We start from the raw sequence: 11,640 nt of genomic DNA, 5'->3' as shown, positions 1-11,640 counted from the left end.
GGCGCGCTAATCCCAGAACGATTGCGTGCGCGCGTACTCGCGCTCCTGTCTGAGCACGTCGCGGTAGAACTCGTCTTCGTCCTCGCGGAGCTTGTTGATGATCCGCGCGGCGTTGTGGGGGCCGACGCCGCGCGCCGCCAGCGCGATCACCGCCCGCTTGCCGTGGGTCTGAACGAGGCTCGCGGCGCGGTGGGCACGCTCGGTGCGGCGCTCCTGTTCGTCGTCCTTCTCCGTCGCGCGCACCGCGGCGACCGTCTCGTCGTCCCACGGGTTGAGCGCCGCGATCCGGGTGGACCCGCAGTCGGGACACTCGGGCTGGTCGCGGACGCGCCGGACCTTCGTCGTGTGTTTCCAGTCCGTACAGTGGAGACAAAAGATGATTACCCGGTCGTCTTGAATCCGCTCTCTGACCGTCTCGATCACGTCGGCGTCGGCGTTGTCGGGCACGAGGAACTCCGTGCCCGCCGAGCGACCGGCGGTGCCGAGCGGGGTGCGCTCGCGGGCGATGTCGACCGCGACGCCGTCGCCGCCGTCCGCCGCCGACTGAATCTCCGCGAGCAGGTCGGCCGTCTCCGGGACCGCGAGGTCGGCGTGGAACACTTCGCGCAGCGCCTCGTCGTAGACGGGCGTGTCCTCAAGAGCGGCGAGCAGGCGGTCGCCGCCGAACCGGCCTCGTCCCTCCTTGTACCGCTTGACAGCGCCGAACTTCGCGGCGACCTGCGCGAGCGTGAACTTCAGCGCGTCCGACTTCTTGACGGCGAGTTCGAGGTACGCTTCCAACCGCTCGGGGTCGGTCGTCTCCAACACCTCGCGGAAGGTCCCGGGGTCGACGCCGTGGGGGACCTCGAACTCGATCCGGTACGGGTCGACGTCCATCCCGACCGACGACCCGGCGCGCTGGCCGACGAGCGCCGCGAGCAGGCGCGCGAGCGTCTCGTTGACCTCGTGGCCGAAGGCGGCGTTGACCGCGACGGTGTGGGCGCTCCCCTCGATCACGATTCGGTCGTCCGTCGGCACGGGATGACCGGTGTCGACGTGGTCAACGACCGTCGTCAGCGCGGCCGCGACCGTCGCCTCGTCAGTCGGGTATCGGTCGGCGAGGTCGGCGGCGACCGCCTCGGGGGTCGACCCGGCGTCGAGGGCGGCCGCGGCCTCGCCGCGGATCTTCCCCACCTCCTCGGCGACGGGCTTCGGGACCGGGATCTCCTGACCGACCCACGATGGGACCTCGCCCGTGGGGTCGGGGATCGGCGTGACGTTCACGCGCTCCTCCTCCTCGTCGACCTCGGTAATTCGCCACATCTCGCCGCGCTGGACGAACGTCTCGCCCGGCCCGGCGAAGTTGACGACGAACTGCTCGTCTAAGGTCCCAATCTGCCGCCGCGAGGACATGTCGTACACCTCGTAGGTGGACTCGTCGGGGATCATCGAGAGGTTCGCGTAGAAGTACTGCCACGTCCCGCCCGACTTTTCGAGCGTGTCCGTCTCCTCGTCGAGCCACAGCAGCCGGTTGCCGTCGAGTTCGTGGACGACCTCCTGGAACTCCGGCTCCGAGAGGTTCCTGAACGGGTAGGCGTTCGTGACCGTTTGGTACGCCTCGCGGGCGTGGACCTCCCCCTCGTCCATCACGACCCCGACGATCTGGTTCGCGACCGTGTCTAAGCTTCCGTGGTGGATGTTCGCCGGTTCGACGAGTTCATCGCCGGCGCGGCGCGCGATCGCCATCGCTTCGAGCGTGTCGTCGCCGCCCTGCGTGACGACCGTCCCCTCGGAGACCAGATCGCGGCGGTGGCCCGCGCGCCCGACGCGCTGGAGGAGGCGAGCGACCTCGCGCGGGCTGCCGTACTGGACCACGTGGTCGACGCGGCCCACGTCGATGCCGAGCTCCATCGAGGAGGTACAGACGAGGCCGTCGAGGTCGCCGGACTTGAACCGGTCTTCCACGTCGATCCGCACGTCCTTCGACAGCGAGCCGTGGTGGAGCTCGATCTCGGTGACTTCGTCGGGGTCGGCGGTGTCGCCGTCGCGCTCTCCGTCGCCGCGTTCGGTCGCCTCGCGTTCGTTCTCCGCGAGCGTCTTGAACCGCGAGCCGAGCGCCTCCGCGGTCTGCCGCGTGTTGACGAAGATCAGCGTGGAGTCGTTGTCGGCGACGATCTCGCGGATCGTTCGGACGTGGCTCGCGGTCGTCTCGTCGACCGCGAGCTTGCCGGCGAGGACGGTGTCGCGGTCCGTAATCTCCGGGTCGAGGACGCGCACGTCGGTCCGCGTCCCGGCGGCGACCTCGACGGTCTCGAACGCGCGGTCGCCGGGCCGGTCGGGGTCGCGCGTCCCCGTGCCGACGAGGAACTTCCCGACCTCCTCGGGGTCGCCGACCGTCGCGGAGAGTCCGACCCGCTGGAAGGGGCCGGACAGCCGGCGGAGCCGTTCGAGCCCGACCGTGAGCTGCGCGCCCCGCTTCGCCGACGCGAGCTCGTGGACCTCGTCTATCACGACGTGTTCGATGTCTTCGAGCGCGACCCGCATCTTCGAGCCGGTCAAGATTGCCTGAAGACTCTCCGGCGTCGTGATGAGGACGTCCGGCGGGTCGTCGGCCTGTTTGCTGCGTTCGTACTGCGTGGTGTCGCCGTGCCGCACCGCGACCTCGACGTCGAGCCGGTCGCCCCACCACTCCAGCCGGTCCATCATGTCGCGGTTGAGCGCGCGGAGCGGGGTTATGTAGAGGGCGGATATCCCTTCGCGCGGCGGGTCGCCGGGCGCGTTCCGGGCCTCGACGAGTGCGTCGAAGACGGGGAGCATTGCGGTCTCCGTCTTCCCGGTGCCCGTCGGGGCCAAGACGAGGGCGTTTCTCCCGTCGGCGAGCGGCGGGATGGCTTCCCGCTGGGGCTCCGTGGGTGTGGTGAAGCCCCGCTCCGAGAGCGCCTCCCGGATCTCGCCCCCGAGGTGCGCGAACGCGTCCATTCCCGACGACTCTGCCATTACTCGCGGTTGGGGATTCGAGCGATTAAGCCCGTCGCCGTTCGAGACGCGGACAAACAATTCCTCTGCGGCGACCTCGGCTGCCGGTCACTCGGCGAGCGGCAGCTCGACGACGAACACGCTGCCCGTCGGCTCGTTGTCCTCGACCCACACGTCGCCGCCGTACTTGTCCACGAGCGTCTTGACGAGGTACAACCCGACGCCCGTTCCGCCGCTTTCGAGGCCCTTCTCGCCTTCTTGGAAGATCTGCTCTTTGTGTTCGTCATCGATTCCGGGGCCGTTATCCCCGATCGACACGCACACCATGTCGCCCGAGACGCGGGTCGACACCCCGATCTCGGCCACGTCCTTGTCGTTGTGGACGACCGCGTTCATCAGCAGGTTCCGGAACACCGCCTCCAACAGCTCGTCAGCCAGCACCGTCACGTCGGTGATCGACCCGTCGACGGAGACCGTCGCGCGGTCCTGTTCCGACCGTATCTGTGCTATCTGCTCGGAGAGTTCGTCGCGGAGACTCACCGGAGACCGGTCGGACCCGACCTGTAGCAGCACCTCCGTGACATCCCTGGCCGTCTCCGTGATCTCCATCGCCTGTCTCGTCGCTTCGATGACGGTCCGCGCGTACGTTCGGCTCTGGTCGTCGGGGAGCGCGTCTTCGAGGAGTTCGGTGTACGACTCCGCGACCATCAGCTGGTTGCGGATGTCGTGACGGACGACCTGATTGAGCAGGGTGAGACTGTCTCGCTGCCGTTCGAGCGTCTCCTCGTACGCCTTCAGATCGGTCACGTCGCGGGCGTACCCCAAGACGGCGTCTTCGCCCGTTTTCGGGTTCAGGTACGGGATCTTCGTCGTCTGAAAAACGCGCGTTTCGCCGGCCGCCGTCGTCAGCGTCTCCTCGCCGACCGTCTTCGGTTCGCCCGACTCGATCACCTCGATGTCGTCCTGTCGGAACGCCTCGGAGTCGTCGACGCTGGGGATGATGTCCGACTCGGAGTTACCCTCGACCGCTTCGGGCGTCTTCCCGTACGCCGCCGCGGTCGCCTCGTTGGCCAGAAGATACCGGCCGTCGCGATCCTTCGCGAACACGAGGTCCGGCACGAGGTCAATGATCTGTCGGAGCTCCTCGCGGGTCGTTTCGATCTCCTCCTCGCGCCGTTTCTGCTCGGTGATATCGGTCGAAACGCCACATATCGCCCGGATCTCGCCTTCCTCGTCGTACACGGGAGACTTCCGAGTCAGCCGGCTCGTCTCGCCCGCGGGCGTCGGGACCGTCTCCTCGATCTCCACCATCTCTCCGCCCTCGATGACCCGGAGATCGTCCGCCCGAGCCCGCTCGGCGACCGCTCGCGGAAAGAGCTCCTCGTCGGTCATTCCGACGGGATCCCCGTCGATGTCGAGCAGGTCGCGGCACGCCTGATTCATCAGGAGATATCGACCGTCGGTGTCCTTCAGAAACGCTGCCGCCGGCATCGTCTCTAACACCGTCTGGAACCGGCGGTGGGTGCGCCGGTATTCTCGTTCCCGTCGCTTTTTTTCCGTGATGTCCCGAGCGACGCCGACGATACGGGTGATGGATCCGTCCTCGGTGATCGGCGTCAGTTTCGTCTGCCAGTCGGTCGTTCCTCCCGGGAACTCGAGCCGCTCCTCGTACTCGATCGTGGCCCCCTGTTCGACGCAGCGACGGTAGTTCGCGGCCACGGCCGCTCCCTGCTCTTCGCCGAGGAGTTCTCGCGGCGTCTGACCCCACATCGTGTCCTCGGAGAACCCCGTCTGTTCCTGATGCGCGGTGTTGTTCTGTCGAAACGTAAACTCGTAGCCGCCGTCCGTCTTCGCGACCTCGACTAAAAAGACCGCATCGTCCATCTCCAGAAACATCGCCTCGTAAACTGTGTCCACCCCCCTGCCTGCCGCTTCAAACCCACTACCGTCGTTGTTTGACTCTCCTAGCATCGTTCTTCTTACGTATATATACGCAAATTCGGCGGATAACTCTGTGGGTGGGACGGAGAAGGCGTTCGTCTGTCGCCCGTGGGCGTGTCGTCCTCGACCGTGACCGCTACGTCACGCCGCCGTCGTTGGTCGCGTACTTCTCGTGCGCACCGCCGTCGAGGATCGCCTCGATTGCGTCGACGACGTCGAGCACGTCGGCGAAGGAGGTGTACGGGGCCGCGGGACAGACGCGGACCGCGTTCGGCGGCCGGAAGTCGACCACCGCGCCGCGGTCGGTGAGCGCCTCGCTCAGTCGTTCGGCGTCCGGGTGTTCTAAAGCGACGTGGCCGCCGCGGGCCGCGTGCGCTCTGGGCGTCCCGACCGCGATTTCGGGGAGCCGGTCGTCAACCAAGGCGATGAGGAAGTCGGTCAGCGCGAGCGACCTCTCCCGCAGGCGCTCGATCCCGGCCTCCCGCAGGAGTTCGACCGAGCCTTCGAGCGGCGCGGCCGAGAGCAGTGGCGGCGTCCCGATCTGCCATGCGCCCGCGGAGTCGGCGGGCGTGTACTCCATGTTCATCTCGAACTGCGTCGCCTTCTCGTGGCCCCACCATCCCGCCAGCGCGGGCGTGAGCCCGTGGTGGCGCTCGGCGACGTACAGCGCGCCGATCGATCCCGGCCCGGCGTTGAGGTACTTGTAGGTGCACCACACCGCGAAGTCGACGCCGGCCGCGTCGAACTCGTGGGGCACCGCGCCCGCGGAGTGGGCCGCGTCGAACCCGGCGTACGCGCCCGCCTCGTGGGCGGCCGCCGCGATCCGCTCCACGTCGAACAGCTGTCCGGACCGGTACAGCGCGGTCGGCATGAAGACGATCCCCACGTCGTCGTGCGCCGCCAGCGCAGCCTCGACGTCCCGGGGATCGATCGTCCGACCGTCCCGGCTCGGAACGACCCGGAGCTTCTCGTCGGGGTCGATCCCGCGTCCCCGGAGCTGCGCCCGGATCGCGTAGTGGTCGGACGGGAAGTCCAGTTCGTTGACGAGGACCGCGGGATCGGGATCCCCGTCCGGTGCCCACGTCCCGTCGGCGCGTTCGAATCCCTCGCGCTCCGGCCCGTTCCCGGCCAGCAGCTCGTCGAGGAAGGTGCCGACGAGCGTGTGGAGGTTGACGGTAATCGAGTTGCCGACGACGACCTCGTCCGGCTCGGCACCCACGAGCGGCGCGAGCGCGTCGCCGAGCCGCTCGCCGACCTCGAACCACGGCGGGTCGGCGTCGGTCCAGCCGGCGATCAGTAGATCGCGCCACTCGTCGACGACGCGGTCGAGGCTCGCGAGGGCGGCGTCGCTCGCGGGCCCGAGCGAGTTACCGTCCATGTACAACACGCCGTCGGGCACGTGATACCGGTCCGCGAACCCGGAGAGCGGATCGTTCTCGTCGAGCCGGGCGGCCAGCACCGCGGGGTCGGCGTCGGCGGCGTCGCCCGTCAGCCCGTCACCGGCCCGCCCGTCGACGCCGTCCGAACCGCCGAGCCCCTCGCCCGCGAGCGCGTTTCGCGCGGGGGCGTACGGATCGTCCATATGCGATGGGACCGCGCCGGCGACTAAGCGTTTCCGGGGTCGGCCGAGCGGACCGAGGGGCCAGTCGATCAGACCGAGGGATCGACCGCGCGGCCCGCCGGCCCGTCACTCGACGATGTCGATGGCGGGTCGGCCCGGCTCCGCCTTTCGGACCACGCCCTCGTCGGCGTCCGCGGCGCGCGCGACGCGGACCGGGGCGTCGAACTCGCGCTCGATCAGCCACGCGGCCGCGCGCAGCGCGTCGTACTCGGCGTCGCCGCCGAGCGTCTCCCGGAGCGCCTCACGGTTCGCCTGAAGGTCCTGTCCGTAGGCGGCGGCCGCGTCGCCCCGCTCGCGGATGTGGCTCTCGGCCATCAGCTCCGAGATGAGGTTGTCGGCGTCGCTGTCGATCGCGATCGCCAGCGCGTCGTACTTCCAGTCGGGCGCGACGACGACGTCGATCCGCTCGGGGTCGTCGATGCCGGCGACCTCGACGATGTCGCGCACGTCCTCGCGGGTGTTGGTCACCAGCCGGCGGCGGCGCTCGACGGTGTCGCGGTCGACGCTCGCGCTCGGCCACTCGGCCTCGGCGACGAACCCGTCGCGGCCGAGCGTCTCCCACAGCTTCTCGGCGAGGTGGGGCGCGACCGGGGCCAGCAGGCGGACCGCGACGTCGACGCCGCGCTCGAAGACGGCGGGGTGGGGGTCGGCGTACTCCCGGTAGCTCCGCAGGGTACGGACCAGCCCTTGCGCCTCGCGGAGCGCGACGTTGAAGGTTAGTTCGTCGTACTCCGCGCCCGCGATGGCGACCGCGGCGTCGGTCTCGTCGGCGACGTAGTCGTCGATCTCGTCGCGGTCCGCGGCCTCGCCGTCGCCGGCGAGCGCAACGTCGCCCGCGGCGTAGTCCTCGACGAGGTCGTTCAGCCGCGTCAAAAAGCGGTGGGTGGACTTGACACCCTCCTCGGACCAGTCGAAGTCGCGCTCGGGCTGGGCGGCCTCCATCATGAACAGCCGCGCGGTGTCGGCCCCGTACTCGTCGACGATCCGCTGCGGCGAGACGGTGTTCCCAACCGACTTGGACATCTTCTCGCCGTCCAGCTGGACCATCCCCTGCGCCAGCAGGTTCGTGAACGGCTCGCGCTGCTCCAACCCCTCCTCGTCGGCCAGCACTTTGGTGAAGAAGCGCGAGTACAGCAGGTGCATCACGGCGTGTTCGATGCCGCCGACGTACTGGTCGACCGGCATCCAGTCGTTCGCGCGGTCCAGGTCGAAGGGGGCGTCCTCCAGGCCCGGCGAGACGTACCGCAGGAAGTACCACGAGGAGTCGACGAACGTGTCCATCGTGTCGGTCTCGCGGGTCGCGGGCGCGCCGCAGTCGGGGCAGGTCGTCTCCTGCCACTCGTCGGCGGCGTCCAGCGGGTTCCCGGTCGTGTTGATGAACTCCGGTAGCTCGACGGGCAGGTCCTCGTCGGGCACCGGCACCGCCCCGCAGTCGTCGCAGTGGACGATCGGGATCGGCGTCCCCCAGTAGCGCTGGCGGGAGATACCCCAGTCGCGCAGGCGGTACTGGGTCGTCTCTTCCGCGCCGTCGGTGTCGGCCGTGATCTGCTCTCGCGCGGTCTCGCTGTCGAGGCCGGTGTACTCGCCGGAATCGATCACGACCCCGTCGTCGGTGAACGCCGCCTCCTCCACGTCGGGGGTGTCCGGGACCGTCTCGCCGTCCCAGTCGTCCGGCTCGGGGGCGATCACGGGGCGGATCTCGACGCCCATCTTCTCCGCGAACGCGTGGTCGCGCTCGTCGTGGCCGGGCACAGCCATCAGCGCGCCCGTCCCCACGTCCGAGAGGACGAAGTCGGCGACGAACACCGGAATCTCCTCGCCCGTGACGGGGTTCGTCGCGGTGAGGTCGGTCGCGACCCCGTTCGGCTCGTCGCCGTCCGGGTCGGCCTCGTGGTGGACGAACTCGTGGACCGCGTCGTCTTCTTCCGCCAGTTCCTGCGCGATCGGGTGGTCGGGCGCGAGCGCGAAGAACGTCGCGCCGTGGATCGTGTCGATCCGGGTGGTGAACGCGGTGACGCTGCCGTGTCCTTCGATCGAGAAATCGACCTCCGCCCCGTACTGCCGACCGATCCAGTTGCGCTGCATCTGGCGCACGGAGTCGGGCCACCCCTCCAGCCCGTCGATGGCCTCCAGCAGCTCGTCGGCGTACTCGGTTATCTTCAGGAACCACTGGTCCAGCTCGCGGGTCTCGACGGGGGTGTCACAGCGCCAGCACAACTCCGCCTCGCCCTCGACCTGCTCGTCGGCGAGGACGGTCTCACAGGAGGGACACCAGTTCACCTCGGCGTCGCGGCGCTCGACGAGGCCGGCCTCGCGGAAGCGGGAGAACAGCCACTGGTTCCACCGGTAGTACTCCGGGGTACAGGTGGTGACCTCCCGGTCCCAGTCGTAGCCGAACCCCATCGACTTCATCTGCCCGCGCATCGTGTCGATACAGTCGAACGTCCAGTCGCGGGGGTTGGTGTCGCGCTCCTTGGCGGCGTTCTCGGCGGGCAGTCCGAACGCGTCCCACCCCATCGGGTGGAGCACGTCGTCGCCGCGCATCCGGCGGTAGCGGGCGTACGCGTCCGTGATCGTGTAGTTACGGACGTGGCCCATGTGGAGCTTCCCGGACGGGTACGGGTACATCCCGAGGACGTACGTCGGGTCTTCGGCGTCGTCCGGGACGTGATAGACGGAGGCGTCGTCCCACGCCTCCTGCCAGCGTTCCTCCACCGTCGCGTGGTCGTATCCCTCCTGAGACATCTGCTTATATACGCGTGGTCGGGTCGGCGTCGTATAGCTTTCCATCCAGTGGTGCGGCGTGTCACACCGCCCCGTGGCCGAGCCCGGCGACGCCGGGCTCGGTCCCGACTACAGCTTCTCCGCGCTCCGCGCCTGTTCGACGCGCCGGGTCGCCTGCGCGACCCGCTTCCCGGTCGCGTTCGCGAGCCCCGGAGGAAGTCCCTCGCGCGCGGCGGCGAGCCGCTCTTCGATCCGAGCGATCCGGTCGAGGACGTTCGCCAACTGGCGGTCCGTCCCCTCACCGTCGCCCTCGCGGGCGCGTTCCTCGGCCCGCTCCGCTTGGTCGACCGCGGCCGCGAGGGCCCGCTCTAACCCGTTGACCGCGTTCGACGGGCCGCCTCCGCCGGACCCGCCACTGGATTCCCCATCGTTCCCGTCGCCGTCGTCGCCGTCGTCGCTCGCCGCCGCGGCCGCGACCGCGGCGCGCGTCTCCTCGGCCACGTCCGCGACGTAGCCGGCGAGCGAGGCCGCGCCGGTCTCCGGGCGCTCGATCCGGATCGGGTCGGTCGCACCGGTCCCGTCGTCATCATCGTCCCCGTCGTCGTTCCCCGGCGGGTCCGGGTTGACGCGGTACGCGCCGACCTCGTCGTCGGCGTCGCGGACCTCCGTCGTGTACGCGCCGCCGGCGTGGACGTAGACCGCGTCGCTCCCGTCGACCGCGGAGTCGTAGATCTGCCCGGCGAAGTCGTCCTCGATCGCCGTCCGGGTCACGTCGACGTCGCTCTCGGCGTCGTCGAGTTCCACCTTCCGCGCGTTCTCGCGGGCGACGAGGGGGATCTCGCCGTCGACGCCCGCGGCGGTCACCGACTCATCGGCCGCGACGGTCAGCCGCTCGCTGTGCGGGGCCTGTCCCGCGCCGTTGACCGTGAGCCGGTGGTCGCCCTCGGGGACCCCGTTCGCGACCGCGACGCCGCCGGCGAACGTCGGGACCGCCTCGGGGTCGCTCTCGATCAGGACGAACGACTCGACGCTCGCGTCCGTCGTGGTCAGCCCCTCACCGGGGGGCGCGTCGTCGGTCTCGGTCGCCTCCGTGACGCGGGCGACGACGGCGTCGAACGCGCCGGCGGCGTCGTCGCCGAACGACGGGTCGTCGGCGATGGACTCGTACCGCGCCGCGAGCTCCGATCGGTGGTTGCCGGCGCTGACGTCGAGCGCCGGGTTCTCGTACCGGGGCTGTTCCCACGGGACGCCGGTGGTCGTGATGTGGCCCGCGACGGCGTCCTCGACCGCCCCCGGGACGGCGAACTCGAAGCTGAGCTGCGGCCCGGTGAACGCGCTTATCCCCTCCAACTCGGCGCTCGGAACGAGATCGTAGCCGACGACCGACTCGGCGGTCTCGTCCGCGAGCGCGTCCTCGCGGTCGGCGTGTCGGAACGCGACCCCGGTCTCCCGGTCCGGGAGGTCCGTCGGCGGCGACGACAGCGCGTCGAGCGACCGGACGGTGAGCGCGCCGTCGACCAGCGACCCGGCGGTGACCGAGGGGAGGTCCGGGTGGTCGTATATCGGCTCGCCCCCGTACTCGGGGACGACGAAGGGAAAGCGCGCCCCCTCGTCGCGGGGGAGACCGTACGCGAGGGGGATACCGAGGAGGTCCTCGACGGTGTCTATCGCCGCGTTCGTGATGTCCGCGAGCAGTCCGTCGTCGCCCACGCGTTGGAACCCGTCGGGGATCTCGTTCACCGAGAGGGCGCTGGAGTGGGAGCCGAGTTCGGTGAGGATCCGCGGGACGCGGTCGGGGTCCGGGTCGAGGAACTCGTTGTTCGGGACGCTCCGGGAGTGCGAGCTGGCGACGTACAGCTGCGGGTCGCCCGAGTCGAGGTCGACGAAGACGTGGAGCACCTCCCAGTCGTGCCAGTGGAAGTTGGCGGTGAACTGGTCGAACGCGGAGTACATCCAGAACTGGACGACCGCGAGCGGCGAGTCCTCGTACCGCATCCCGTTGTAGAAGACGGTCGGGTTCGGCGGCTCGCCCGCGTCGTCGTACCGCTCGTGGTAGCCGTCGAACGCGGCGAAGCCGTCGACGACCGTCTCGCCGTCCTCCTCGGTCGCGTACGGGCGCGGGTCGGTCGGGAACCACGGCTCGGCGGAATCGAAGTACACCGTCGGCGCGAACCGGGCCGCGAGCCCCTCCAGCCGCTCCGGGTCCAGCCCGGTCGTCGACGCGTCTTCCGGCTCCGAGCCGGCGCAGCCGGCGACCGCGGCGCTCCCGGCCCCCGCGACCGCACCGAGAACTGTCCGTCGGTCGACCCGCCCGCCCGGCGCGCCGTCGTCGAGGCCGCTCGGCCCGGTCCGGGTCGCGTCCTCGCCGGCCTCCGAGTCCCGATTCATTTCCTCGGGCG

General features: G+C 69.8%; 5 protein-coding genes. All 5 read right to left on the bottom strand.

Annotated elements, in window-relative coordinates:
- Positions 1 to 6 precede the first annotated feature (6 nt).
- Positions 7 to 2,976, bottom strand: coding sequence for a DEAD/DEAH box helicase (locus QOL69_RS10395; RefSeq protein ID WP_283403094.1), 2,970 nt, complete (start codon positions 2,974 to 2,976; stop codon positions 7 to 9).
- 87 nt (positions 2,977 to 3,063) lie between these two features.
- Positions 3,064 to 4,872 carry a PAS domain-containing protein gene (locus QOL69_RS10390; protein WP_345782482.1) on the bottom strand — a complete coding sequence of 603 codons (1,809 nt, stop codon included), beginning with the start codon at positions 4,870 to 4,872 and terminating at the stop codon, positions 3,064 to 3,066.
- A 160-nt stretch (positions 4,873 to 5,032) separates the two neighbouring features.
- Positions 5,033 to 6,478: a kynureninase gene (gene kynU, locus QOL69_RS10385; RefSeq protein WP_283403093.1), complete on the bottom strand. Its 1,446-nt coding sequence runs from the start codon at positions 6,476 to 6,478 to the stop codon at positions 5,033 to 5,035.
- A gap of 105 nt (positions 6,479 to 6,583) precedes the next feature.
- Positions 6,584 to 9,262: a leucine--tRNA ligase gene (leuS, locus tag QOL69_RS10380; protein ID WP_283403092.1), complete on the bottom strand. Its 2,679-nt coding sequence runs from the start codon at positions 9,260 to 9,262 to the stop codon at positions 6,584 to 6,586.
- A gap of 108 nt (positions 9,263 to 9,370) precedes the next feature.
- Entirely contained in the window at positions 9,371 to 11,629 is a 2,259-nt protein-coding gene (locus tag QOL69_RS10375) for a hypothetical protein (RefSeq protein ID WP_283403091.1), read from the bottom strand.
- Positions 11,630 to 11,640 lie beyond the last annotated feature (11 nt).

The sequence above is a fragment of the Halorubrum sp. DM2 genome (assembly GCF_901686465.1).
In the GTDB taxonomy this organism is placed as follows: Archaea; Halobacteriota; Halobacteria; order Halobacteriales; family Haloferacaceae; genus Halorubrum.
This window is presented reverse-complemented; position numbering and strand designations above follow the sequence as displayed.